24 protein-coding genes and 2 pseudogenes are annotated in these 26,322 nt (G+C 40.1%); 19 read left to right on the top strand and 7 right to left on the bottom strand.

Annotated elements, in window-relative coordinates; translation table 11 throughout:
* The first annotated feature begins 19 nt into the window (after nt 1-19).
* The 7 genes and pseudogenes from prpC (at nt 20) to K6I41_RS18650 (ending at nt 7,188) form a co-directional block, all read left to right on the top strand.
* Nucleotides 20-1,177: a bifunctional 2-methylcitrate synthase/citrate synthase gene (gene prpC, locus K6I41_RS18680; RefSeq protein WP_032005713.1), complete on the top strand. Its 1,158-nt coding sequence runs from the start codon at nt 20-22 to the stop codon at nt 1,175-1,177.
* Nucleotides 1,177-3,783, top strand: a complete 2,607-nt coding sequence (acnD, locus tag K6I41_RS18675; protein ID WP_002120741.1) for a Fe/S-dependent 2-methylisocitrate dehydratase AcnD — start codon at nt 1,177-1,179, stop codon at nt 3,781-3,783. The genes prpC and acnD overlap by 1 nt, the downstream gene beginning before the upstream one ends.
* Nucleotides 3,784-3,999: 216 nt before the next feature.
* Nucleotides 4,000-4,515, top strand: a complete 516-nt coding sequence (locus K6I41_RS18670) for a hypothetical protein (protein WP_250374949.1) — start codon at nt 4,000-4,002, stop codon at nt 4,513-4,515.
* A gap of 320 nt (nt 4,516-4,835) precedes the next feature.
* Entirely contained in the window at nt 4,836-4,970 is a 135-nt protein-coding gene (locus tag K6I41_RS18665; RefSeq protein WP_004640417.1) for a zinc ribbon-containing protein, read from the top strand.
* A 122-nt stretch (nt 4,971-5,092) separates the two neighbouring features.
* Nucleotides 5,093-5,668, top strand: coding sequence for a DUF4126 domain-containing protein (locus K6I41_RS18660; protein WP_250374948.1), 576 nt, complete (start codon nt 5,093-5,095; stop codon nt 5,666-5,668).
* A 266-nt stretch (nt 5,669-5,934) separates the two neighbouring features.
* A pseudogene (locus K6I41_RS18655) lies at nt 5,935-6,436 on the top strand (NUDIX hydrolase).
* A 332-nt stretch (nt 6,437-6,768) separates the two neighbouring features.
* A complete protein-coding gene (locus K6I41_RS18650) occupies nt 6,769-7,188 on the top strand; it encodes an NUDIX hydrolase (RefSeq protein WP_151823259.1) in 420 nt (139 codons plus the stop codon).
* A gap of 104 nt (nt 7,189-7,292) precedes the next feature.
* On the opposite strand, the pseudogene K6I41_RS19210 reads toward K6I41_RS18650, so the two are convergent.
* Nucleotides 7,293-7,385: pseudogene (locus K6I41_RS19210) on the bottom strand (hypothetical protein); the annotation flags it as partial.
* 742 nt (nt 7,386-8,127) lie between these two features.
* Between K6I41_RS19210 and K6I41_RS18645 the strand changes: the two are divergent.
* Entirely contained in the window at nt 8,128-9,357 is a 1,230-nt protein-coding gene (locus tag K6I41_RS18645; protein ID WP_250374946.1) for a beta-ketoacyl synthase N-terminal-like domain-containing protein, read from the top strand.
* A gap of 121 nt (nt 9,358-9,478) precedes the next feature.
* Here K6I41_RS18645 and K6I41_RS18640 read toward each other — a convergent pair whose 3' ends face one another.
* Complete coding sequence (locus tag K6I41_RS18640; protein ID WP_250374945.1) at nt 9,479-10,171, bottom strand: tetratricopeptide repeat protein; 693 nt, start codon at nt 10,169-10,171, stop codon at nt 9,479-9,481.
* Nucleotides 10,172-10,433: 262 nt separating this feature from the next.
* Between K6I41_RS18640 and K6I41_RS18635 the strand changes: the two genes are divergently transcribed.
* The 3 genes from K6I41_RS18635 to K6I41_RS18625 are packed head-to-tail and all read left to right on the top strand — an operon-like array spanning nt 10,434 to nt 14,412.
* Nucleotides 10,434-13,220: a type VI secretion system Vgr family protein gene (locus K6I41_RS18635; protein WP_250374944.1), complete on the top strand. Its 2,787-nt coding sequence runs from the start codon at nt 10,434-10,436 to the stop codon at nt 13,218-13,220.
* Complete coding sequence (locus K6I41_RS18630; RefSeq protein WP_250374943.1) at nt 13,210-13,947, top strand: hypothetical protein; 738 nt, start codon at nt 13,210-13,212, stop codon at nt 13,945-13,947. Before K6I41_RS18635 ends, K6I41_RS18630 begins: the two co-directional genes overlap by 11 nt.
* A 6-nt stretch (nt 13,948-13,953) precedes the next feature.
* A complete protein-coding gene (locus tag K6I41_RS18625) occupies nt 13,954-14,412 on the top strand; it encodes a hypothetical protein (RefSeq protein WP_250374942.1) in 459 nt (152 codons plus the stop codon).
* Nucleotides 14,413-14,490: 78 nt separating this feature from the next.
* Here K6I41_RS18625 and K6I41_RS18620 read toward each other — a convergent pair whose 3' ends face one another.
* The 3 genes from K6I41_RS18620 to K6I41_RS18610 all read right to left on the bottom strand — a co-directional run bounded on the left by K6I41_RS18620 (nt 14,491) and on the right by K6I41_RS18610 (nt 16,971).
* Complete coding sequence (locus K6I41_RS18620) at nt 14,491-15,558, bottom strand: zinc-binding alcohol dehydrogenase family protein (protein WP_250374941.1); 1,068 nt, start codon at nt 15,556-15,558, stop codon at nt 14,491-14,493.
* Between the two features lie 4 nt (nt 15,559-15,562).
* Nucleotides 15,563-16,180, bottom strand: coding sequence for an FMN-dependent NADH-azoreductase (locus tag K6I41_RS18615; RefSeq protein WP_250374940.1), 618 nt, complete (start codon nt 16,178-16,180; stop codon nt 15,563-15,565).
* Between the two features lie 89 nt (nt 16,181-16,269).
* Nucleotides 16,270-16,971, bottom strand: coding sequence for an SDR family NAD(P)-dependent oxidoreductase (locus tag K6I41_RS18610; protein WP_016139631.1), 702 nt, complete (start codon nt 16,969-16,971; stop codon nt 16,270-16,272).
* A gap of 82 nt (nt 16,972-17,053) precedes the next feature.
* Between K6I41_RS18610 and K6I41_RS18605 the strand changes: the two genes are divergently transcribed.
* The 6 genes from K6I41_RS18605 (at nt 17,054) to K6I41_RS18580 (ending at nt 21,052) form a co-directional block, all read left to right on the top strand.
* Nucleotides 17,054-17,644, top strand: coding sequence for a TetR/AcrR family transcriptional regulator (locus tag K6I41_RS18605; protein WP_250374939.1), 591 nt, complete (start codon nt 17,054-17,056; stop codon nt 17,642-17,644).
* A 432-nt stretch (nt 17,645-18,076) separates the two neighbouring features.
* Complete coding sequence (locus K6I41_RS18600) at nt 18,077-18,580, top strand: DUF2867 domain-containing protein (protein ID WP_250374938.1); 504 nt, start codon at nt 18,077-18,079, stop codon at nt 18,578-18,580.
* An 80-nt stretch (nt 18,581-18,660) separates the two neighbouring features.
* Nucleotides 18,661-19,362 carry a DUF1003 domain-containing protein gene (locus tag K6I41_RS18595; protein ID WP_250374937.1) on the top strand — a complete coding sequence of 234 codons (702 nt, stop codon included), beginning with the start codon at nt 18,661-18,663 and terminating at the stop codon, nt 19,360-19,362.
* A 110-nt stretch (nt 19,363-19,472) separates the two neighbouring features.
* Nucleotides 19,473-20,138, top strand: a complete 666-nt coding sequence (locus K6I41_RS18590; RefSeq protein ID WP_250374936.1) for an RluA family pseudouridine synthase — start codon at nt 19,473-19,475, stop codon at nt 20,136-20,138.
* Between the two features lie 127 nt (nt 20,139-20,265).
* Entirely contained in the window at nt 20,266-20,646 is a 381-nt protein-coding gene (locus K6I41_RS18585) for a ribonuclease E inhibitor RraB (protein ID WP_004795383.1), read from the top strand.
* A gap of 28 nt (nt 20,647-20,674) precedes the next feature.
* Complete coding sequence (locus K6I41_RS18580) at nt 20,675-21,052, top strand: nuclear transport factor 2 family protein (protein ID WP_250374935.1); 378 nt, start codon at nt 20,675-20,677, stop codon at nt 21,050-21,052.
* Between the two features lie 42 nt (nt 21,053-21,094).
* Here K6I41_RS18580 and K6I41_RS18575 read toward each other — a convergent pair whose 3' ends face one another.
* A complete protein-coding gene (locus tag K6I41_RS18575; protein WP_250374934.1) occupies nt 21,095-23,185 on the bottom strand; it encodes a TonB-dependent receptor in 2,091 nt (696 codons plus the stop codon).
* Nucleotides 23,186-23,259: 74 nt separating this feature from the next.
* On the opposite strand from K6I41_RS18575, the gene K6I41_RS18570 reads away from it, so the two are divergent.
* A complete protein-coding gene (locus tag K6I41_RS18570; protein WP_250374933.1) occupies nt 23,260-24,405 on the top strand; it encodes an acetyltransferase domain-containing protein in 1,146 nt (381 codons plus the stop codon).
* Nucleotides 24,406-24,445: 40 nt separating this feature from the next.
* On the opposite strand, the gene K6I41_RS18565 is transcribed toward K6I41_RS18570, so the two are convergent.
* Nucleotides 24,446-24,913, bottom strand: a complete 468-nt coding sequence (locus K6I41_RS18565; protein ID WP_250374932.1) for an Lrp/AsnC ligand binding domain-containing protein — start codon at nt 24,911-24,913, stop codon at nt 24,446-24,448.
* A gap of 136 nt (nt 24,914-25,049) precedes the next feature.
* On the opposite strand from K6I41_RS18565, the gene K6I41_RS18560 reads away from it, so the two are divergent.
* Nucleotides 25,050-26,315: a D-amino acid dehydrogenase gene (locus tag K6I41_RS18560; RefSeq protein WP_250374931.1), complete on the top strand. Its 1,266-nt coding sequence runs from the start codon at nt 25,050-25,052 to the stop codon at nt 26,313-26,315.
* Nucleotides 26,316-26,322 lie beyond the last annotated feature (7 nt).

The raw sequence follows: 26,322 nt of genomic DNA, 5'->3' as shown, positions 1-26,322 counted from the left end.
GATAGGAAAGGACAATCTTATGAGCTCAAATGAAACAACAACAGGCTTCAAACCAAAAAAATCAGTTGCACTTAGCGGACAAGTTGCAGGCAACACAGCACTTTGTACCGTAGGACGTAGCGGTAACGACTTGCACTATCGTGGCTATGACATTCTTGACCTTGCGGCAGGTAGCCAGTTTGAAGAAGTTGCTCACTTGCTCGTACATGGCAAATTACCAAACAAAGCTGAACTCAAAGCCTATAAAGCAAAATTAAAAGCACTTCGTGGCTTACCAGCAGCACTTAAAACTGCACTTGAACAACTTCCTCCGTCTGCACACCCAATGGATGTGATGCGTACAGGTGTATCAGTGCTAGGTTGTTTAACACCAGAACACGAAGACCACAATGAAGCGGGCGCAAAAGACATTGCTGATAAATTAATGGCAAGCCTAGGCTCAATGCTGCTTTATTGGTATCACTTCAGCAATAACGGTCGTCGTATTGAAGTTGAAACAGATGACGACTCAATTGCAGCGCATTTCTTACATTTACTTCATGGCGAAAAACCATCTGAAGAATGGATTCAAGCAATGCATACCTCTCTTATTTTGTATGCTGAGCACGAGTTCAACGCATCTACATTTACCTCACGTGTGGTTGCAGGTACTGGCTCTGACATGTACTCGGCAATTACAGGCGGTATTGGTGCACTTCGCGGACCTAAGCACGGTGGTGCAAACGAAGTTGCATTCGTGATTCAACAGCGTTATGACAACGCAGACGAAGCTGAAGCTGACATCCGTAAACGTGTTGAAAATAAAGAAGTCGTGATTGGTTTTGGTCACCCTGTATATACAGTTTCTGACCCACGTAACGAAGTGATCAAGAAAGTTGCGCATGACTTAGCAGAAGCACAAGAGAACACCAAAATGTACCTTATCGCTGAGCGTTTAGAAGCAGTGATGAAAGAAGTGAAAAACATGTTCCCGAACCTCGACTGGTTCAGTGCAGTAAGCTATCACTTAATGGGTGTTCCAACTGCCATGTTTACACCATTGTTCGTGATTGCACGTACAGCAGGTTGGTCAGCGCACGTGATTGAACAACGCCAAGACGGCAAAATCATTCGTCCAAGCGCGAACTACACAGGCCCTGAAAACCTCAAATTCAAACCATTGGCGGAGCGTGGTTAATGAACACAAAATACCGTAAACCGCTGGCAGGTACCCAGCTTGAATATTACGACGTGCGTCAAGCCGTTGAAGATATTCAGCCAGGCGCATACGAAAAACTGCCTTACACCTCTAAAGTACTTGCAGAGCAATTGGTACGCCGTGCCGATGCCGAGAACTTAACTGCTTATTTAACACAGTTGATTGAGCGCCGTCAGGACTTGGACTTTCCTTGGTATCCTGCGCGCGTGGTGTGTCATGACATTCTAGGTCAAACTGCATTGGTTGACCTTGCAGGTTTGCGTGATGCGATTGCTGACAAAGGCGGTGACCCATCTAAAGTTAACCCAGTTGTGCCGACTCAGCTCATTGTCGACCACTCTTTAGCGGTGGAATACGGTGGTGCTGACCCAGACGCTTTTGCAAAAAACCGTGCTGTCGAAGACCGCCGTAACGAAGACCGTTTCCACTTTATTGAGTGGACTAAAACAGCATTTAAAAATGTCGATGTAATCCCTGCGGGGAATGGCATCATGCACCAGATTAACCTAGAGAAAATGTCTCCGGTGATTCAGGCGCGTGATGGCGTAGCATTCCCAGACACATGTGTAGGCACAGACTCACACACGCCACATACAGACGCTTTAGGCGTAATTTCTGTGGGTGTTGGTGGCTTAGAAGCTGAAAACGTGATGTTGGGCCGTGCATCTTGGATGCGTCTACCAGACATTATTGGTGTTGAGTTTGTAGGTCAGCGTCAGGCAGGCATTACCGCAACAGATATCGTACTTGCTCTAACAGAGTTCTTGCGTAAAGAGCGCGTAGTGGGTGCTTACCTTGAGTTCTTTGGTGAAGGTGCTGACAGTATGTCTGTGGGTGACCGTGCAACCATTTCGAACATGACACCAGAATATGGCGCTACGGCTGCAATGTTCTACATCGACCAAAACACAATCGACTACTTACGCCTAACAGGCCGTGAAGATGCTCAAGTGGCATTGGTTGAACAGTACGCAAAAGAAATCGGCCTTTGGGCATCTGATATGACCAAAGCAGAGTACCCACGCGTACTTCGTTTTGACCTATCAAAAGTGACACGTAACATCGCTGGTCCATCAAATCCTCATGCACGTGTATCAACTGCGGACCTAAAAGAAAAAGGCATTGCGGGTGTTGTTGAAAACCGTTCTGACGGCTTAATGCCAGATGGCGCAATCATTATTGCTGCGATCACTTCATGTACCAACACCTCTAACCCACGTAACACCGTGGCGGCAGGTTTGTTGGCGCGTAAAGCAAATGAACTTGGTTTAGTTCGTAAACCTTGGGTGAAATCATCATTTGCACCGGGTTCAAAAGCGGCTGCACTTTATCTTGAAGAAGCAGGTGTTCTAAAAGACTTAGAACAACTTGGTTTTGGTATTGTGGCTTATGCTTGTACGACTTGTAATGGTATGTCGGGCGCGTTAGATCCAGTAATCCAACAAGAAATTATTGACCGTGATTTGTACGCAACAGCAGTATTGTCTGGTAACCGTAACTTCGATGGCCGTATCCATCCATATGCAAAACAAGCGTTCTTGGCATCTCCACCGCTTGTCGTAGCGTATGCAATTGCAGGTACGATCCGTTTTGACATCGAAAAAGATGCGTTAGGTCATGACAAAGAAGGTAACCCGATTTACCTCAAAGACATCTGGCCATCTGATGCTGAAATTGATGCATTAGTAAAAGAAGCCGTGAAGCCTGAACAGTTCCGTAAAGTCTACATTCCAATGTTTGACTTGGGCGAAGTTGAGCAAGCGAAAAGCCCGCTTTACGATTGGCGTCCGCAAAGTACTTACATCCGCCGTCCACCATATTGGGAAGGGGCGTTGGCTGCACCACGTACTTTAGCAAACATGCGTCCGCTTGCGATTTTGGGTGACAACATCACTACCGACCACTTGTCGCCTTCAAATGCGATTTTGATGGACTCGGCTGCGGGTGAATATCTTCACAAAATGGGCGTACCAGAAGAAGACTTCAACTCATATGCAACGCACCGTGGTGACCATTTGACTGCACAACGTGCAACATTTGCCAACCCGAAACTGTATAACGAAATGGTGGTTCGTTCAGACGGTACCATTAAGCAAGGTTCAAAAGCGCGTGTAGAGCCAGAAGGCGAAGTGATGCGTATGTGGGAAGCAATTGAAACCTACATGAACCGTAAACAGCCGTTAATTATTATCGCGGGTGCTGACTACGGTCAGGGGTCAAGCCGTGACTGGGCTGCGAAAGGTGTACGCCTTGCAGGTGTTGAAGCGATTGTGGCAGAAGGTTTTGAGCGTATTCACCGTACTAACTTGGTGGGTATGGGTGTGTTACCACTTGAGTTTAAACCGGGTGTAAACCGCAAGACTTTAAAACTAGATGGTACTGAGCTTTATAGTGTGATTGGTAATATTGCGCCACGTTCGACTTTAACCTTAGTGATTGAACGTGCCACAGCGGATGGTAAAGAAGAGATTCTTGAAGTACCTGTGACTTGCCGTCTAGATACAGAAGAAGAAGTTTCTGTATATGAAGCGGGCGGTGTATTACAGCGTTTTGCGCAGGACTTTCTAGAAGGCCAAGTGGCTTAATATTGAGTTAAAAATAATTGATACGGTTTTAAAAGCCCCGCTTTAGAGTGGGGTTTTTATTTTTTATACGTAGATAATTAATTATAAAAAATGACTGCATATATTATATTTTTTAAAACTATTTTGTTTTTGTCATCAAATTCTCTTTAACTTACATTAAGATACGCGGCTCTTACACTTAAATATAAATCACAATAGATTTCTTGGAAAATATCAATGCGTAACTTACTCATTATTTCAATTTGCTCTCTTATATTAACTGCTTGTGGGACGATGCCTTATGTAAGTACAGAGTACCCTTTACGTGCAGGTTTAATTCAACCTGTGAAGGTTATTGGTAAGGCAGATGTGACCAATGCTCAAACTTCAGATGAACGAGTGATTGTATATTCTTATATGGGCACAAAATTGGACTCTAGTATTAAGTCTATTACAGAAACGATGGTACAACAGACTCAAAAAGAACTATTGAAAAATGGTCAACCTGTTGAGGGTAATGGATCGAAATCGATTGCGATTAAAGTAAATTCATTACGTAGTACCTACACCAATCTGCTTTTCTGGCGCAGTAAAATTAAATTCGAAGCGACTTTAGGAAATGGACAAACTATTCCATTTACCGTTCCTCATACGAGTGGTGTGTTAGTACAAGATTTAAATGGATGTATTGCAGAAGGGGTAATGACTTTACTCAATGATGCACGTGTAAGAAGTTATTTAGCAGAAAAATAAGAATATAAAAAAGCCCGACATCCTGTCGGGCTTTTTCGTATTTGGTTGCTAGATATGACTCCTGTCGTATCTCACGTCCTGATGCATGAACCTATTATTGTTGTTTTGTGTTCCGGAACATCCTGTCCCTGTATGAACTCATTATAGGAAAAAAGCAGGGGATCGCCAATCCGCAAAATCCCTAAAAGTTTGTAAGATAAATCGTACAAATAACATTTTTTGCATTTATGCCATCATCATCGGGCGAAATGGACAATTGACAATCACTCTAACTGGGTTATATTCCTGTTTAATATCTATACGATTATAGGAATGCAATCATGGTAACAGCTGGCGAAAAACCCGGAACAGGCTTCTATTTCTGCGCTCAATGTGGCCAGAGAGTGTTTTTAGAAATTAATACAGATCGTTTACCACCATGCACTAAATGCTATTGCACTGAGTTTAAACGTTAAGAATAAAATAATATTTGCGTTCGCATTTAACAAAAAGCCCTGTCACCCGATGGGGCTTTTTGTTAGTTTAAAATAAGACTTACATAACAAGACCCGCGATGGGCATGAAAAAGGAAACCGTTATGGAAACTATATTGGGTTTATGTATTGGCGTGGGCCTGAGCGCTGCCTGCGGTTTTCGCGTGTTTGTACCGCTCTTGGTGATGAGCATTGCAACAATGATGGGATGGTTTGAACCATCAAAAGGTTTTGAGTGGTTGGCTATGCCATCGGTTTGCTTGGCTTTGGCTGTGGCAACAGTTTGTGAAGTTGCCGCTTATTATATTCCTTGGGTCGATAATGCTTTAGACACAGTCGCGACTCCTGCGGCCATGATTGCGGGTACGTTAACGACCATGGTCGTGAGTAGTGGTGAAATGTCACAGTTCGCAGGTTGGGCGGCAGCGATTATTGTGGGCGGTGGTACGGCAGGTGTGGTGCAAATGAGTACAGTCGCTGCACGTGGTGTTTCAACTGCAACCACAGGCGGTTTAGGAAATTTTGTTGTTGCTACAGGGGAGTGGATTGGAGCAATCTTACTTTCGGTTTCAGCTTTGTTAGTTCCTGCGCTTGTTGCGGTAGTAGTGCTGATTGCGGTTATTTTAGCGGTACGTTGGATACGTCATAAAAAGCAAGAACAGGCGCATAGTCCTCTATAGGTTTAGCCTAAACATATTTTTAAACAGCAATAAAAAAAGCCCAACATCCTGTTGGGCTTTTTCGTATTTGGGTACTAGATATGACTCCTGTCGTATCTCACGCTCCTGATGCTTGAACCTATTATTGTTGTTTTATGTTCCGGAACATCCTGTTCCTGTATGAACTCATCATAGGAAAAAAGCGGGAAGTCGCCAATCCGCAAAATCCCTAAAAGTTTGTAGGTTAAAGCGTACATTCAGAAATGATTTAACTTTTTAAAGTGAATATGAATAATAGCCAACTTGTCACTTTAAGAAAAAAATCAAATGCGTATTAGAAAATCCTTAAGACTATTAGTTATTAATGAAAATCATCAAATCCTATTATTTCAATTCACTCATACAAATGATGCCTTAGCTGGACAATCCCATTGGGCAACCGTAGGCGGAGGACTAGAAGAAGGGGAAACCTTCGAGCAAGCAGCTTGCCGAGAACTTTATGAAGAGTTAGGTGTGGTTAGGCAAAATGTAGGTACTCATGTTGCAACACACAATTTTGAAATGATGTTACCGAGTGCGGAAATGGTGATTTCTGATGAAAGGCTTTTTATTGCTTTTATTAAAAATGAAGAATTGAATACAGCAAACTGGACTGAACAAGAAAAGCTTGTGATTAGTAAAAGCCGTTGGTGGACGTTTGATGAGTTAAGCCGAACAGATGAGATTGTTTATCCAAACAACATTCCTAAAATTCTTGCAGAGAGTCTACCTGAGATTTTTAACCCCTAAAATTTCCTAATATTCAGACATAAAAAAAGCCCGACATCCTGTCGAGCTTTTTCGTATTTGGTTGCTAGATATGACTCCTGTCGTATCTCACGCTCCTGGTGCTTGAACCTATTATTGTTGTTTTGTGTTCCGGAACATCCTGTTCCTGTATGAACTCATCTTAGGAAAAAAGCAGGGTGTCGCCAATCCGCAAAATCCCTAAAAGTTTGTAGGTTAAAGCGTACAAAGAAGTTAATTGCTTTATGTAAACTTAGGATTTACATCAACAATAACGTATTAGAACTCTAACTAAGCTCTATAATATCCACTTAAATTTAAAGAAGAAAATGATCATGACTTTAATAGAAAAAGTGGTTCCTGTGGTATTTAGAGAAATTAATAATAACTTGGAAATTTTAGTATTTAGGCATCCGTTAGCAGGAATTCAGATCGTTAAAGGTACTGTGGAGCATCAAGAACAGTTAGAACACGCCGCTTTGCGTGAGCTTTATGAAGAATCTGGAATAAAGAGTGCTCAAATTCATTCATACCTAGGTAAACATATTCCTTCAGAGGCAGGGCCTGATTGGCATGTTTTTGTGTGTAGTACACATGAGACTTTAAAAGATAAATGGTCACATTTTTGTGAAGATGATAATGGATTAACTTTCGATTTTTTCTGGCACTCTTTTTTGAGTCCTCCAACAGAAGAATGGCATCCTCTTTTTAAAGAATTATTTGAATTCATTAAATCTAAATATCAGCTCAACTGACCAAACAACTTTAGGCCCCTGTGCCACAACAGACTTTAATCTTTTGCGCTGATTTAAAGTAATAAACCATTGCAACACAGAGACAGAGGAGCTAAGCCAACCGCTTAGCCCAGACTATTTTTGTTAGACCGCTGCATGACGCTAAAGAAAGTAGGGGCAAAGTCCTGTGGGAGAACAAGACTTTGCAAACTGAAAAACCGTAGCTGCTTACAACCAAACTTAAAGCCAAAATAGGTTTATAAATTGTCATATTATTCTCATAATGATTTATATCTATGAGTAGAATGAAAATATAATTGGTTTTAAGGTTTAAAATAATTTTTAGGTAATAATTAACCCCCCCATAAATATAGGAAAATATAATAATTGAAATTTTAAAATAAAAATAATTTATAAATTTAAAAAATAGACAATAGAAAACCTAAATTTTAAATAAATAAAATAGTTAAATAAGAGAGGGAATAAGTTTGAAAAATGTCATGGTCAACTCCTTATAATTTATGGAGTCCTACCACCAGATTACCGCGAATTAATTTATGGTGGTAGAACGAAAGAGGGTTGACAGACTGGAAACAAAGGAACCAGCACACACAAAGGTGTCCCCCTTCCGCCCTACCATAGAGAAAAAGGGGGCGAACGAGTTCCCGACACACAAAATAAGAATTTTGCACATCGTCTTTGTTATTCGCGGTCTGTCATAACCGACTGGCAATGTAGGCCAGCAACGAGATAATAATCGGTGATTTTAATTACGTCAATTTAATATTTAAAATATTTTTGATTTAATAATAAAACTAAATAGATTTTAAAATAAAAATATTATTATTAACTTTTTATTTATATTTGATTGTAAAAATAATAAATATAGAGATATTTTGCCAGTTCCAAAAAAGAACTTGATTGTTAAGATCTATTTTTGTCGTTTTTATAGAGATAAGAATGGAACGTGTTGTAATAACAGGTATGGGAATAAATTCCTGTATTGGAAATACATTAGAGAAAGTAACCGACTCCTTAAAAGCAGGTCGCTCAGGCATTCGCTATAACGATGTCTATGCACAATTGAATTTTCGGAGCCATGTCAGCGCCACAGCCGAAATGGATTTTGAAAATATTGATCCAGAATTAAAAAAACACATGGGCGTTTGTGCCATGTATGCATACAACTCAGCGGTCGATGCGCTACAACATGCCGAGCTTGATGTGAGTGATATTGCCAACAACTCAAAATATGGCGTGATTGGGGGAACAGGGGGCAGTTCGACAGCTTCCATCATCGATATGCTGCATACCTTAAAAGAAAAAGGCGCAAGCGAAGTATCGCCCGATTTAGTATCACGCTATCTTACAAATACGGTTAGTTCTAACTTAGCAAATGCTTTCAACCTAAAAGGTATATCTCAATCCATTGCAAGTGCCTGCGCTACTTCAGCCGACGCAATTGGTTATGCATTTCATCTTATTGCCGCTGGTAAACAAAACTTAATGCTGGCGGGTGGCGGCGAAGAAGACCATTGGTCCCAAACGGCAATATTCGATGCGATGGGCGCATTATGCTCTAAATATAACGATGCACCTGAAACGGCTTCACGCCCATATTCAATAGATAACGATGGCTTTGTGATCGCTGGCGGCGGTGGCATGGTAGTTTTGGAATCTTTAAGTCATGCCCAAAAGCGCGGAGCAAAAATTTTGGCAGAAGTGGTTGGGTACGCTGCCAATAGTGATGGTGTCGACATGGTAGCCCCAAGTGGCGAAGGCGCGACTCGCTGTATTAAGCTAGCACTCGCAGAAGCCAAGCAAAATGGCTCTGAAACCATTGACTATATCAACACGCATGGCACTTCAACGCCAGCAGGAGATATTCCCGAACTATTGGCCATAGAGCGAGCTTTTGGTGGCGAAAAAGTACCGCCACTCAGTTCGACCAAGTCGATGACTGGACATAGTTTGGGGGCAGCAGGTGTACACGAAGCTATTTATTCTATTTTAATGCTGCAAAATAACTTTATCGCGCCGAGTATTAATATTACTGAACTGCGCGAAGAAGCTAAAAAATTCGATATTGTTCAAACGAGCAGAGAAACCGAACTAAAAACAGTGATGAGTAATAGCTTTGGTTTTGGTGGCGTAAATACTTGTCTCGTTTTTAGAAAATGGGAAGGGTAATTTAAACTCAGAATATATGTGGACCTGAGAAAAATAATAAAATAGGTCATACATGCTGTTTTATAAGTAATAGAAATTTATTATTTTTTTAAGTCCAGTCATCTAAAAAATAAGATGCTATTTATTCTAAACTTTTAAGCATTTCTTTCGCATCCGAATCGCCTGCATCGGCAGCTTGCTGAAACCATTTCTTTGCCAGTTGTAGGTTTTTCGGCGTGCCTTCACCATTTAAATACATCTGGGCCAAGTTGTATTGGGCATCGCTTTCATTGTGCTCAGCCGCTTTGGTGTACCACTTAAGTGCTTGCTCATTGCTTTGTGAAACGCCGTGACCTTTTTTATATAGATGAGCTAAATTATATTCTGCGGGTGGGTAGCCTTGCTCGGCAGCACGACTAAACCACTCAAACGCCTGCACATAATTTTGCGCAGTTCCTTCACCTCTGTCGTATAACACCCCTAAGTTATATTGCGCTTTAGCATGGCCCTTGGCCGCAGCTTTGGTGAAATAATCAAAAGCGCGCTTGGGATCTTTTTCGACGCCCGTACCTGTGTAATACAGCATTCCTAAACTATATTTTGCCCCCACGCTTCCATTTTGGTCAGCCGCGGTTAACCATTTAAACGCTTGTTCATAATTTTTAACCACACCTTGTTCGCCGCTTAAAAGCATCATCCCTAAATGATATTGAGCAACAGCTTGCCCTTGTTCTGCACGATATTGAATATCGGCCACACTCGGTTCAGCAAATGCAGGAGAATGAAGTGAAAAAATCACCGTAAATATATAAAAAGCAGACTTTTTTATTTTCATATCTCATCCTGAGTTTTATTAATTTTAATATTTATTTTTCTTTAGTATCTATTTGAATATAAAAGAAAAATATTAAATAAGTTTGGGTGATTTATAGCACTTTAAAATGAGTAAATTTTATGGATTAAATACTCATTTAATAAGAAATTAACCTAAAACTGCATATTTAGACTAGTTACATTTTGAAAATGAGTATAGATAGACAGATTAGTCTTTTTTTAATTAAAATGCGGCCTAAATATAAGTTTGATTGATAATAAAAATGCAGATGAGTGTGTCGAGTATATTGGAGCGTTTAGGCCTTGTTTCACAAAATCGCGCTGTTCATATCCAATTCTCAAATCAGTCTTTAAATCAGCAAGTTTTCTTGCAACGCATTGAGGGCGAACATACCCTCAACCAAGGTAGCGTTGCTGAATTACTGTGCTTATCGACAAACGCGCATATTGCATTAAAACAATTTATTGGCTGTCAGGTTGCTGTTGATCAGGTCACTGATACAGGCCAGTTTTTTAGAACAACAGGTATTATTACCGAAGCGAGCCAAGGGCAAAGCGACGGCTCACTCACTATTTATAACTTAACCTTAAAAGACCCAACTGCACTCTGGCATAAACGCCGTAATAGCCGCGTGTTTATGAATAAAAGCGTGCGCGATATTAGCGAAATTCTGTTTAAAGAATGGCAGGGAAAAAGCCCGTTATTTGCCTCAAGTCTAACGCTCGACACGACAGGCTTAACGAAAGACTACGATGTGCGTCCGTTTGTGATGCAGTCAAATGAAAGCGATTATGAATTTTTAACCCGTTTGTGGCGTAGTGAAGGAATTAACTGGCTGGTCGATGAATCACAACTTTTGGTCGCTGACCCGAATGCTTCCATTCAGCCACAAGTCTTACGTTTAATTGACGATAACCAAAATTATCAGGCGCTTGAACGCCGTAGTCTCCGCTACCAACGCAGCAGTGCGACAGAACAGTTCGACACCATTACCCAAGTCACGGCTGAACGCCGCTTACAACCGACTTCGGTTCATGTGCAACGCTGGCAAGCCGATGCCCTCCAGCAAGAAGAAGGCAGTGGCAGCGTACAAGGCACGCAAAAGCACAGCGAACACTATGACAATGCCAGCCTAAACCTTGAAGATGCATGGCACGTTAGCCCAGCGTGGATGCAGGACTTAAACGGTGAAGATCAAGCCACAGCTTCAGGTAATAGCCAGATTGAACAGCTTAACCAGCACATTAATGCTTACCATCACCTGAGTTCTAAACAGTTTACGGTTTCAGGTAACGTCCGTGATGCACAGGTGGGTTACTGGTTTGAGCTGAATGAGCATCCTGAACTTGAACGCCACGACAGTGCCGACAAAGAATTCTTAATCTTAAGTAAGCACTACTATAACCAGAATAATTTACCGAAAGAATTACAACAGCAACTTGAGCGTCTGTTGCAAAAGGATAAGCTCAAAGCAGCCCAACTTGACAGCCAAAATCCTGAGCAGCGCCACTTTGCTGAGCTGAATGTTGTTCGACGTAATATTAAAGCTGTTCCTGAATATAGCCCGCTAGAACACCGTCCAGCTGCCCACCCGCAGCGCGCTAGAGTGGTGGGGCTAGAAGGTGAAAGCATCCATGTCGACCAGTGGGGACGTATTAAAGTCCGTTTCCTGTTTACCCGAACTGACGACCATAGCCATGACGGTGGTGCGGGAAGTAACGACAATGACACCGACTCCGCTTGGGTTGATGTACTCACCCCGTGGGCAGGTGCGGGTTATGGCGCACGCTTCTTACCACGTGTGGGTGAGATCGTGGTGATCGATTTCTTTGACGGCAACATTGACCGTCCGTTTGTGGTGGGACGTATTCATGAAGCTGAACGTCACCCAACCCAGTTCGATCAGAAAGGTCAATTACCGGATACTAAAAAACTCAGCGGCATCCGCTCAGAAGAAGTGGATGGGAAAGGTTTTAACCAACTCCGTTTTGATGACACTACAGGCCAAATCAGTGCCCAGCTACAAAGCAGCCATGCCGCAAGCCAACTCAACTTGGGTAATTTAAGCCATCCAAAAGATAAGGCAGAGAGCGAAGGCCGAGGTGAAGGCTTTGAACTCAGAACAGACCAATGGGGTGCGGTAAGAGCTGGCAGTGGCTTACTCGTTAGTACCCACAAACAGGACCAAGCTCAAGGCGTACACCTTGATGCAAATGAAGCCAAGCAACAAATAGAAGGTGGCCTCAACAATGCCAAGGCACTCAGTGAAGTTGCTAAAAATCAGCAAACTGATCCGTTAGAAAATTTAGAAAATCTAAAATCTTTTATTGAAAAACTTGAGCAGCAAGACAACGCAAAAGCCAAAACCTTTAAAGAGGCGATTATGTTGTTGGCGAGCCCAAATAGCATAGCGTTGAGCAGTAACGAAGACATTCACTTAAGCGCAGATGGGCAGCTAAACCAAACTGCTGGAGACAGTATTAACCTGTCTACCCAAAAGAATTTAATCGCGCATGCCCAAAATAAAATTAGCCTTTTTGCGGCTCAAGAAGGGGCAAGATTATATGCAGGCAAAGGCAAAGTTGAGATACAAGCACAAGGTGATGGCGCAGATTTAATTGCCCGTAAAGCTGTTCAGATTATTTCAGCAGAAGACAAAATTGAGGCGACAGCAGCCAAAGAAATTGTGCTCACCGCAGGTGGGTCTCAAGTCAAAATTACTGGTTCGGGCATTTTTATGACCACAGGCGGTAAATTTGAAGTGAAGGCTGGACAGCATTTGTTTATGGGGGGCGGGAGTGCGAATGCTAATGTTCCTGCATTGCCAGATTTACGAATGAAAACTGAGCATCGTAATTTCCAAGCTATAGATTCATCTAAGAATGAACCATTAGAAGGAATACCTTATTCAATTTTGAATAAAAGAACGGGAATAAAATCTTATGGTTTTACTAATGAGAAAGGAATGACGAAAACCATAAAATCAGCTGAAAATGATGAATTAGTTGTTAATTGGTTCGAACAGGAAGATAGGGTAAATGGCGAATAATTCAACAACAAGTACTACAACGAATACAGCTAATCCACCGACCCAGAAAGTTCCTTTGAAACCAGAAGCTGAGTTACATCTATTAGTAGGCAGTGCTTATGGAGAAGGAGATAAAGAGTCGCCCTATGGTCATACAGCTGTGTATATTAAATTGAAAGGTAAGGATTATATCTATGATTTTGGTAGATATGGAAAGACGAAACCTGAAAGTTTTGGTATTTTTACTTTAGAGGGAGCTAGTAGTCCGCGCGGAGAAGGAATATTAAGGATTTGGAGTAGCTTTGACGCTTATATTGCTGATGAAAACAGCCAAGGGGTAGGAACTTCAAAAACTAGGACAACCCATGCCTATGGTTATAGAATTTTTGATAGTCAGGCTATGTTGGTATTAAATTATTATAATAATTTATTGAAAACAGCCACATTAAGACGAAATGAAAAATACTATAAAAGTTATGCTTTATCTCAGGACTATTTTGCTTTGGCCCCTAATTGCACCACTCAAAGTTTAGAAGCAACGAAAAAAGCAATTCCAAGTATGGCGAAATCAGGCCATATGTTTGTAAATGCTGAGAAAGTACTATCTTCTACAGTAAAGCTAGCATTTAAAGCAAGTAAATATGAAATGCCAAAATACCTATTTTTACCCGATAATTTAAATGATTATTTAATCAAGTCTCCTGATGTAAAAGTAGATATTAAAAATACATATCATCTTAAAAAGTAGGGATATATGAAAAAAAATCTGTTAATAATCATATTAGGAATTTTGTTTTTAGTTCAATTAGTTTTAAATTTTTATCTGTGGAGCTCTAGAGAAATGCCTAAGATACATATTTTAGAGAGGCCTCTAAAAATTTCTTCAAATGGTGATAATTATTCAGAATATACAATCCTTCCAGCAGGGACTGTTTTATATGATGATAGTGATTCTTTAAATAGAAGAGTTATGGTTTATTTCAACTTGCAAGGTGTTGATTTTAAGTTTGAAGAACAAGATCCAGAAATATCTAAACAACCAAGTGAAGTACGCTCTATTAGAAGCACAGAGCTAAGTGATATTTTAAAAACTATTCCTTTAACTAAGAAAGATATTTATTTAATCATTAAGTATGATGACAGTATAAATGACTCCGTACGCTCTATTTTATTTAAAAAATACAAAATTGATCCTTCAGAGTATGAAAAGTAGTTAAATACTACTACGACATATAAACATCAAATTAAAAATTCAGAGAAGCGTAATTTATTACGCTTCTTCTATGTTGCTTTAACTTTGCTTTTCATTAACCACTACAATTTTGCCAATTGTCTTATTAGATTCAACCAACTGGTGTGCTTGCTTAATTTTTTCAGCATTAATAGGAGCTAGAGATGTAAGTCTTGGTGAAATAATAATATTTTGATCAATTAGCTTTGCAATATGATCTAAAATTTCAGATTGTTTTGCCATATCTGTAGTTTGAAAACTAGAGCGTGTAAACATAAGTTCCCAATGGAATGAGAGGCTTTTTTTCATCAATAGATTGAAATCTTGCAAATGAGAAAAAGGCACAATATTACAAATTTTTCCAAATGGCTTAGTAATACTTGGCAGAATATTAAAATATGAATCTGGTGAATTGCAGATCAAAACATAGTCGACCTCAGAGTAACCCAATTTGGATAATTGAGTTGGAATGTCTTGAGTGTGATCTATAATATAGTCGGCACCTAATTTCCGACACCAATTACTCGTTTCTTGCCGTGAAGCTGTAGCGATAACTGTCAACTGTGGAACAACTTTAGCAAGTTGAATTGCCATTGAGCCTACGCCACCAGCACCTCCAATCACTAATAAAGATCTTGATTTATTGGTATGTTGAAGCTGGCTGTTTGAATGAGTAGAGCTAATCTGAAGTGATAGCCTTTCAGCTAATGCTTCCCATGCAGTTAATGATACTAAGGGAAGAGCTGCCGCATCTTCTATAGAAATAGTGCTAGGCGCATGAGCAATTAATCTTGAGTCAATTGCATGGTAAGTACAATTACCTCCAGAACGGCTAATATCACCTGCATAATAGACTGTATCTCCAATTTTAAATTTTTCAGGAACATGTGAACCAATTTCAGTAACAGTTCCAACAACATCCCATCCTAAAACTGTAGTTTGGTTATCTTTAGTTTTTCTACGTCGTGCACGCGTATCGGCAGGGTTAATTGAAATTGCTTGAACTTTTACAATAACATCGTGAGGCAGTGCTTGTGGGTAAGGAACTTGAACATCCAGAAATGAATCTGGATGTTCAATTTCTAATGGCTCACAAATAGCAACTGCATAATTTATTTTGCTATTCATAGTCTTACGCGATTAGTTTCTCGACATTACTCATCACATCTTGCTTTGTTTTCTCATAGTCAGTATTCACTACTGTAGGTGAAATATGGATATTCTCAATATCACTTACGCCAATAAACTTTAACCAGTCATTAAGATAAGGCGTTGCAAAGTCAGAACCGAAATTATTAGAAATACCTTGGTAATACACACCACTAGCAATCACGACATATGCTTTTTTATTATTTAACAAGCCTGTGTAACCAGTAGATGGGTCAAAACCAAAAGCCCAACCTGGCTGAGTTACGACATCAATAAACTGTTTTAAGATGTAAGGAATGTTGTTGTTCCAAAGAGGTACGTTAAATACATAGATATCGGCAGATGCAAAGCGGTTATAAACCTCTTTAATTTTTGTCCATGCTTCTTTTTCTTTCGAGTTTGAATCTTGTCCTGTAAATAATGCCATTTTGGCACCCACAGCATTTTTATCGAACGCAGGTAGATCATCTTCAAAAAGATTAAATTCATCAATAACTAAATCAGCGTGCTTTATTTTAAGCTGGGTAATTACTTGTTCAGCAATAAGTAAAGACTGACTATTCTCACCACGAGTTGATGAGTTGATATGAAGGACTTTCATAGTTTTCTCTATATTAGAAATATTTTAATGTATTGTTATTTAATAAATAATTTTAAATTCATTAAATAAATTTTTCATCAGGAATTGTTTTAGGCAGCTTGAATTGCTTCACCACAAAGAGAGACAGTTTCTTGTTTATGTTGATGTAAGTACCAGAACTGCTCCGCAATCGTTTCTGGATGTACCGTGTAGCTTTTATCTTGTGCACCCGGTGTTCCATCAACAAAGCCATTCACAATGACTTGGCTCACGTAAACATTTGAGTCAGCGAGACTATGAGCAAGTAAGTTGGTGGTTTTATATTGAGCGGCGGCTGCAATTGCTAAAGATGAATATTCTTTGGCAACTAAATCTATTCCCACGGCATCGAACGCAAAAATTCCATTGGTTGATAAAATACTACCGTTATTCTTTTCTAAATCACGTAGGCAAGCTTGTACCGTAGCAATATAGCTTGAAACACGAATATGGAAGCTTTGGGTGAGGTCTAGCGGATTGGTTTCTAAGATGTTGCCTTCAATATCATGGAAAGCGTTCCAATGAATATTTTTAATCTCTCCGAATTGGTCTTTAATACGTTTTACTAGATTTGGTATGTCTTCCAGAACTGCTAAATCACATGTAAAAGCATAAGCTTCTATACCTTGTGTTTTAAGTTCTAGAATGGCCTTCTCGAGTTTTTCAGCATTTCTTGCCACTAACCCGATTTTATAGCCTTCTTTACCAAACTTATGTGCTACGGCTTTGGAAATACCTGTTCCATAGCCAAAAATTATAATATTGTTGTTCATTATAAAGTTCCAAAAAAACCAACTATTTGGTTGGAAATATTTTATAATATGTTTTAATAATATATGCAAGTGAAAAATAATTATGTCGTGGGATACTGAAGGAACAAAACAAAAAATCTTGAAAGCTGCAATTAGTGAGTTTGCTTTGCATGGTCCAGATGGTACCACTGTTGATAAAATTGCAAAAATTGCAGGTGTTAACAAAGAGCGTATTTATAATTATTTCGGGGCTAAAAGAGATTTATTCGCGGTGGTTTTAAGCAATGAATTAATTAAAGTTGCTCAGTCTGTACCTCTTAAATCTTTTGAAGAAGAAGATATTGCTGAATATGCTGGGCGTGTGTATGACTATCATTGTGTACACCCTGAACTGAGTCGTTTATTGCTTTGGGAAGGGTTGATTTACTCTTCACAAGAAGTGCCAAATGAAAATATCCGCTGCGAAAATTATAATTGTAAAATTGAAGCAATTAAAAAAGAACAAGATGAAGGCAGGGTAACCGATGAAATTGAAGCAAGTTATTTAACTTTCATGATTTTAGCACTTGCAAATAGCTGGTTTATGTTGCCTCAAGTTGCCAGAATGTTTACCCCGATCGAGGATATTGATAATCCTCATAAAAAGCGTAGAGCAATGATTATAGAATCGGCTAAACGGTTGCTAGTGAAGTAGTTTTTAATTTGACTATATAAGTTTAATTAATTGGTAAAATAAACCGTAAAAAACAAATAAAGTGGAATTTAAAATTAACTAATTATTATGAAATGGGAATATATTCTTTTTAATTTGAATTTTTGCGTAAAAATTACCAAAAATATTTAAAATTAGCTGTTCTTAGAAAAACAATCCCATAGGGTGCTGGCTAAACTATATCTCAAGGGTGTGATAGGGATCGAAAAGAGTAGCATGCACCAAAACGTATAACGTTAGTGTGTACTCACCCAAAAGGTCTCGATTCGGCTTAGGACGCTATAGATCAAAAGTTTATAGGCATAAGGTTCTAACTTACAAAGTTATAATTGTTGAAGTAAACCATATACGGTTTCCCTTGACACCCTAAAAAATTCTCTATAATAAAAATGATACTTTACAAGAATATAATTCATGAATAAGCCTTATCTTTCTGCCTTGCCGCATGACAGCCAAATCTCATCTCAATTGAACAATGCTTATTTCCACGACTCGTGGAGTATTGTGCTGGGTCAGCCTGACCTGAATGTATTTGGGCAGCTCATTAAATTGTTCCAGCATACTCCGCAGTGGATAGAGTGGAGTATGAATCTACGCAATAAAATTACCTCCAAGATTGGCCTTAAAGATTTAGGAAGTTTTAAGAAGATTGATTCGAATAAAAAAGAAAATGAATATGTCGCAGGCGACCGAATTGGAATTTTTACCTTGTTACAGCGTACCGAAAATGAGTTAGTGATCGGAGATGATGATAAACATTTGAATGTGACTTTATCTATTTATAAAAATGAAGATACCCAAGTGCTTACAGTGACTACAGTGGTACATATTAAAAATCTACTTGGGCGATTGTACATGGTGCCTGTAATTCCTGCGCATCGAAAAATAGTGCCAGCGACTTTACAGATATTAGGTTAGAGTACTATTTTTATTTACGATGTGTTAGGCCGAAATCGTTTATATACTAATCTTATTATCATAATAATGGGCTGAATAATATGGACAATAAAAATCAGTATCGCCAATGCGCCGTATGCGGAAAGAGTTTTCCCTTGAAAGATCTGGTCTCTGGTGAAGTCATTCGAGATGTCATTGGTGAAGAAATCTTGAAAGATTACCCAGAGTGGTCTTTTTCAACTTTTATTTGTCGTGCTGATTTGGCGGACTACCGTATTAAATATGTGCAGTCCCTATTACGTTCAGAAAAGGGGGAGCTAACCACTTTGGAGAATGAAGTAATTGGCAGTATGCAACGGCATGAACTCATTACTCGTAATACAGAGACAGAGTTCGATCAGAATTGGACTTTGGGTGAAAAGTTAGCAGATAAAATAGCTTCATTTGGTGGAAGTTGGGTCTTTTTAACTTGTTTTGGGCTGTTTTTAGTGGCTTGGATCCTTTTTAATACCGTCGTGATGGTAGTACGTCCAGTCGACCCGTATCCTTTTATTTTGCTTAATTTAGTTCTGTCATGCTTAGCTGCAATTCAGGCGCCTATTATTATGATGAGTCAAAACCGCCAAGAAGCCAAAGACCGCTTACGTTCTCAACATGACTATCAAATTAATCTAAAAGCAGAACTTGAGATTCGTCATTTGCATGAAAAAATGGACCATCTTTTATCGCATCAATGGGAAAGGCTTGCACATATTCAAGAAATTCAGCTCGATCTTTTAGCGGAAATGAATAAAAAACGATAAAGATTTTCCGAGTTTCACGTGGAACATGATGGAAGCTTATAGATTACTTTGCGGTAGGTCTGAAATTTCTTTATGATTTGCCGCCATGCTCCATTGCTGTTTCTACGACCATGCCTTTAAACGACAATTTTGTTTACGCTCCGCCACAAGATCCGCTTTCAATTTTATTTGAAGATGACGATTTAATTGTGGTTGATAAACCTGCGGGATTGTTGTCTGTGATGGGTCGCCTACCTGAGCATCATGACAGTGCTTATTTACGGGTGTTAGAAAAGTTCCCTTTGGCTAAAGTCACGCATCGTTTAGATATGGCGACGTCGGGCCTACTTATGTTTGCCAAGCACCGTGATGCAGAGGTTGCGGTAAGTAAAATGTTTCAGGCCAGAACAGTCAAAAAACATTATATTGCGTTGGTGCAAGGCCAAGTCGAACAAGAGGGTAGTGTTGAAGTTCCTCTCATTACTGACTGGGAAAATCGCCCAAGACAAATTGTACATTTTGAATTAGGCAAACATGCCAAAACCTTGTTTCAACCGCTCGTTTATGACGAAAAAGTAGATCAAACGCGAGTGTTACTTGAACCAGTCACAGGGCGTTCGCACCAGTTACGTGTGCACATGATGCATATTGGACACCCGATTATGGGTGACAAGTTATACCATCCTGAACCGAAATGTTTTCATTTAAGCCGTATGGCTTTACATGCTGCGTATCTGGCTTTTCAGCATCCATTGAAAGGCACAGATGTGGTCATTCAATCCCAAGTGCCTTTTTAAAATTTACATACAATTAAAAATTCAATTTGATGCAATTGGGAACGGAATATATACCCAAACTGCAATAAAAGTCGGGTATTCTAAGTCCGAATAATATTAATACTGCGACAACAACAAGGATCACTTTATGACTCGTGACTACGAACAATTTCCAGATGACGATAACGGCAATGTACTTTGGCAAATGGCTGAAGATGGGGATGATTTAACTGAGCTGCATGAAATTGAATTTTCAATTGCTTTTCAAGATCAAAAGAATGCAGAGCAATGTGCGCTGTATTTGCTTTATCAAGAACAAAAAGTTTCACTTTTCCAAGATGACTCTGTTGAGCCAAACGAGTGGGTGATTACCATCTTTGTCAACATGGAACCTGAGTATTCAGATATTGTTGATTTGGAACAATGGTTTGCTAGCATCGCTGAAAAATTTCAAGGCGAATATGATGGATGGGGCTGTATGGCCTATGTCTTCGAGGAAGGCGACGACGAAGATGACCTGTTGCAGTAAGGTCTAAAATAAAGAGTAGGAGATAATCATGAACCTATCTCAAAAACAAATTGCAGTACGGTTTTTAGAGCTTGCCGCAGCTGGCGAAGTCGATGAAGCCTATAGCAATTACACCGCACCGAACTTCAAGCATCACAACCCTTATTATGCGGGTGATGCAACTTCTTTGAGGGAAGGAATGCGTGAAAGCGCGGCTGAAACTCCAAACAAAGTCTTTGATATTCAACATGTCATTGAAGAGGGCGATTTGGTTGCTGTGCATTCAAAACTTGAAATGCAAATGAATGGGTTAACCACCTTGGGTGTGGTCCATATTTGTCGTTTTGAAAATGGAAAAATTGCTGAGTTTTGGGATATTGGCCAAGTACAACCCGACCCACTCGTCAATGAAAATGGTATGTTCTAATAAAAAGCCCGAAATAATTCGGGCTTTTTATTTATGTATGAATTAAAACTTCCACTGTGCCGAAATTGAAGCGTTGAGTGGTTCCCCCGGTTGAACCCATAAATCGCTATAGCTTGAGACATAGTAGGTTTTATCAAACAGGTTGTTTACGTTCAGCTGATAGCGTAAGCGGTCAGATGGGGCATAGTAGCCATTTAAATTGACCAGCGTATAGCTTGGCAAATTAAACCCATTATCAAGATTATGTCCACTGCGTTCGCCTACATAAGTAAGGTTGGCACCTACGCCTGCTTTTCGTGGACCTTCTTGTAGAAACTCATAATTGGTGCTTACTGCACCTTGGTGTTTTGGAACATTGCTTAGACGAGCACCTTTTGGTAAGTCTTGGTCTTTTTCAATTTGAGCATCGGTATAACTATAGTTGGCATTGACGAACCAACGGTCAGTGAGCTGGCTATTTAAGTCAAACTCAATCCCTTTACTACTCACTTCGCCTGCTGCGGTTTGGAAGTTACTGTCGATTGGGTCGGTTGTGAGTACATTTCGTTTTTTCATTTTAAACAAAGCGAGACTAAGCACACTTTGGTCGTTTATTTTATATTTGGTGCCGACCTCATAACTTTCGCCTTTTTCAGGGGCAAAAGTCTGACCATTTCGGTTCATACCACTATTCATGGCAAATGAGCGACCATAGTTGGTGTAAAAAGCCCATTGGTCAGAAGCTTTAAAGTTTACTCCGAAACGCGGACTATTCTGGTGAAGCGTCTGGTTGCTTTCAGTCTGAGTCAGATGATTTTTAAAGTCTTGTTCGACCTGATCAAAACGGTTGCCGAATAGCACACTCCACTGATCATTGAAAAAGATCTGGTCTTGTAAATTAAGCGCAAAGTAACGCTGCTGTTCTTTGGTGTTAGTAAACGGAGCTAAGTTCGGTAAATATTTGCCGTATTCAGGTTGGTAAATATCAATTGTGTTTGTTGAGCTTGTACTGTGATTGCGACGAAGCTGGTTTTGTTTATAGTCGAGTTGACCAAGTTCGGTTGAAAGTAAAATTTCATGGCGAGCCCAAGAGGTATCAACCTTGCCAAGTAACTCTGTCTGAGCCAGCACATCTTCACTTGTATAATCACGATAGCGACGTTGACGTTCTAAAGTACGTCCATCGGCTTGCATACGTCGAGGTTCGGTCGCAAAGCCGACCATTTTGGCGTCTTTATAGCTGACAGCACTATTTAGTTTCCAGTCAGGGTTAAATTCGTGACTCAGACGTAATTGGTAAAAGTAATCTTTTATTTTCAAATCGCCATCGTCTGGTTCACCTGTAAAGGTTTTCGGGTCCATCACAAACTGGTGATTGACTGTACTTACACCACGGTCAAAGGTTCCTTTGTGCTCTGTAAATTCACTGTCAAAGTCGAGTTGTGTCTGGTCTGAAATTTTCCATGTGAGCTGCGGTGAAAAGAACCAGCGTTCACTACTGACATGATCACGGAAGCTTTGATTATCTTCATGAGCCACGGCTACGCGATAGGCCAGTTCATCGTTAATAGGCGCGGTATGCTCCAGACTAATTCGATATTGTTCTTGAGTATTGGCACGTAGGTTAACTTCACTTTCGCTTTCCCACTGTGGTTTTTTACTGTTGAGGTTAAGCAAACCACCTGTTTCGCCGCGGCCATATAGCGCAGCCATCGGTCCTTTTAAAAACTCTAAAGATTCAATATTCACGACATCTTTTGGCGCACTAATCCCTCGGTTGACACTCAAGCCGTTACGGATCATAGATGCACCTAAATTGGGATCGGTACTAAAACCACGGAAAGAGTAGTTATCCCAAAAGCCGCCACCAAAACTGTTTTGATGAAAAACCCCGCTCAGCAAGCTTAATGCGTCATCAATCCGTTGAACGTCTTGTTGTTCCATCATTTGTTTTGAAACATAAGCACGGTTAAAAGGGACATCTAAAACATCGTGAGAAAATTTAGTCGCCGAGCTATTTTGGCTCACATCTTCTTGGGTACTTTCAGCCTGAATACGTATAGTTTCAAGTACCGTTGACGTTTCTTCTGCCCAAGTGAATGTCGATATAAATGATAGACCCAACGAAGACAACAATCCTAATTTGTGTTGCATAAATAATCAGCCATGAAAGACAAAAGAACTATAATGTAATAGTATAACGTTACATTATTTTGTTGATTACTGCTATGTCTTTAGAAAAGAATATTGAACGTTTACAGTCGATTGATGCATTGCGTGGTTTGGTGATCATCATTATGTTACTCGACCATGTAAGAGAAACTTTCTATTTAGATAAACAGGTTACCGATCCAATGGACGTAACAGTAACAGAACCAGCATTATTTGGCAGTCGATTATTGGCACATATTTGCGCTCCGGTTTTTGTACTTTTAACGGGTATTTCTGCATTTTTATTTCAGTCCAAAAAACAGGACTTACAACAAACCCGTGCATTTCTATTAAAACGTGGCTTATTTTTAATTGTGTTAGAGCTTACCCTTGTGAATTTTGCATGGACAGCAGCATTTCCACCCGAAGTCATTTATTTACAGGTGATTTGGGCGATCGGTATTAGCATGGTGGTATTAGCTTGCTGTGTAAGTTTGCCTTTGCCAGTTCTTGCTGGTGTAGCGTTGGTCATTATTTTTGGGCACAACTTATTGGATTCTGTGCATTTCTCACAAGGCATCCTACAGAATATATGGTTTGTTTTACATGAACGTGGCTGGCTTGAGTTTGCGGGTATTAAGCTTCGCACAAGTTACCCTGTTTTACCTTGGATTGGGGTGATTTTATTAGGCTACGTTTTAGGTCAGTTCTTTAGTTCAGAATATACAGCAAAGCAAAGAGGTCACGCTTTACTCAGCCTTGGTTTAGTAAGTATTGGATTGTTTGTTTTACTACGTTTGATTAACGTCTATGGTGACCAGCCGTGGCAGTATTTTGAGTCATTACAACTGAGCCTTATGAGCTTTTTTAACCTCACCAAGTATCCGCCATCTTTACTGTTTATTTTGCTGAATGTTGGAATTGGTTTGCTTGTGCTCGTTGCTTTTGAACGTATGCAGCAGCACTCGTTTTTAAAACCATTAGTGGTATTTGGCTCGGTGCCTATGTTCTTTTATTTATTGCATTTATATGTGCTGAAACTGATCTATGTGTTTGTGCTAAACGTGTGGGGAGCCAACTACGGGAATTATTTGTCGGTCAGCCATGTATGGATGCTGTGGTTAATCACAATTTTGCTGTCTTTTGCACTCTACCCAGCGGTTAAGTGGTTCTCGAAGTTCAAACATCAAAATAAACATATTTCGATTTTAAAATATTTCTAATTTTTAAAACGTGAGTAAAGCGAGTTCAATAATGCTCGCTTTACTTGCTTACATCTAAATATAAAGTTTCTTTCACTTCTTCCATGACCACATAACTGTGCGACGATGCCGAAGCGGGGAGTTTCTTTAATAGATCTCCCAATAAGCGGCGGTATGCGCTCATTTCTTTTAAACGGGCTTTTACAAGGTAGTCAAATTCGCCTGAAATAAGGTGACATTCGAGCACTTCAGGAATCTCAACGAGGTCTCTGGCCACTTGGTCAAATACATCGCCTGATTTGGCAGATAACTTAATTTCTAAAAAAACGAGAAGGTTACGGTCTACGTAAGCTGGGTTTAGACGGGCGTAATAACCGATGATAATGCCATCGCGTTCGAGACGTTTTACACGCTCTGAACAGGGGGTGGTAGAGAGGTTGACTCTCGATGCCAATTCACTAATCGCAATTCGTCCTTCGCGCTGCAAAATGTCCAGAATCATGCGATCTATACGATCTAAGGGGCGCATAGATATTTCCTCTTTTTTTAAAATTCTCGCGAGAAAAACATAAATTTACCTAGATTATACCCTGAAAAACAGTGAAATAAACTATTGAAGCAGAAATATACTAGTTAAATAAACTGGTGTGCGTGAGGGAATGGAAATGCGCGTAATTGTATTAGGTAGCGGCGTTATCGGAGTGGCAAGTGCCTATTATCTAGCTCAACAAGGAGCTGAGGTCACTGTTCTTGACCGTCAGTCAGGTCCTGCTGAAGAAACAAGCTTTGGTAATGCAGGTCAAATTTCGCCAGGGTATTCGACCCCTTGGGCAGCACCAGGAATCCCTTTTAAAGCTGTGAAGTGGATGTTCCAACATCACGCACCGCTTGCGATTAATTTAGATGGCAGCATGTGGCAGTTACAGTGGATGGCGCAAATGCTAAAAAACTGTAATCCACAAAGTTATGCTGTGAACAAAGAACGTATGATGCGTGTGGCTGAATACAGCCGTGATTGCTTACGTGAACTTAGAAAAGATACAGGCATTAATTACGAAAACCGTGCTAAAGGTACGTTGCAGTTATTCCGTAAAGAAGCTCAAATGGAAGCGGTTCAACGCGACATTAGCGTGCTACAAGAGTGCGGCGTAAGCTACGAATTATTAAATGGCAACGAACTTGGTCGTGTAGAACCAGCTTTGGCAAATGCGCAAGATAAACTCGTTGGTGGTTTACACTTACCAAATGACGAAACAGGTGACTGTTATTTATTTACCAATGCTTTAGCTCAAATTGCTAAAGAGTTGGGTGTTAACTTCCAGTTCAACCAGAACGTAGAAAAATTGATTGTTGAAGGCGATGAAATTAAGGGCGTTCAGGTCAATGGTAAGGTCTTAACCGCAGATCGTTATGTCCTAGCGTTTGGTAGCTATTCACGTGATTTCTTGAAACCACTCGATCTACAGTTACCTGTATATCCTGTGAAAGGTTATTCGTTGACGATTCCAATTGTTGACCCTGCTTTTGCTCCGCAATCTACAGTGCTTGATGAAACCTACAAAATTGCGATTACGCGTTTTGACCAACGTATTCGCGTAGGTGGTATGGCTGAGTTAAGCGGTTTCAATTTAGGTCTGAATGAAGACCGCCGTGCAACCTTGCAAATGGTGACTCAGGACTTGTTCCCGGGCGGTGATATGGCACAGGCGTCTTTCTGGACGGGTTTACGTCCAATGACACCAGACAGCACTCCAATTATTGGTGCGACTCGCTTTAAAAACCTGTTCTTGAATACAGGTCACGGTACTTTAGGTTGGACCATGGCATGTGGTTCTGGAAAATTAATCAGTGACATCGTATTGAATCATAAGACTGAAATCAGTACAGATGGTCTTTCAATTCAGCGTTATTCACACGCGAATGCTGCATAACGGACGT

The organism is Acinetobacter sp. AS23, from assembly GCF_023612055.1.
Taxonomy (GTDB): domain Bacteria; phylum Pseudomonadota; class Gammaproteobacteria; order Pseudomonadales; family Moraxellaceae; genus Acinetobacter; species Acinetobacter oleivorans.
This window is presented reverse-complemented; position numbering and strand designations above follow the sequence as displayed.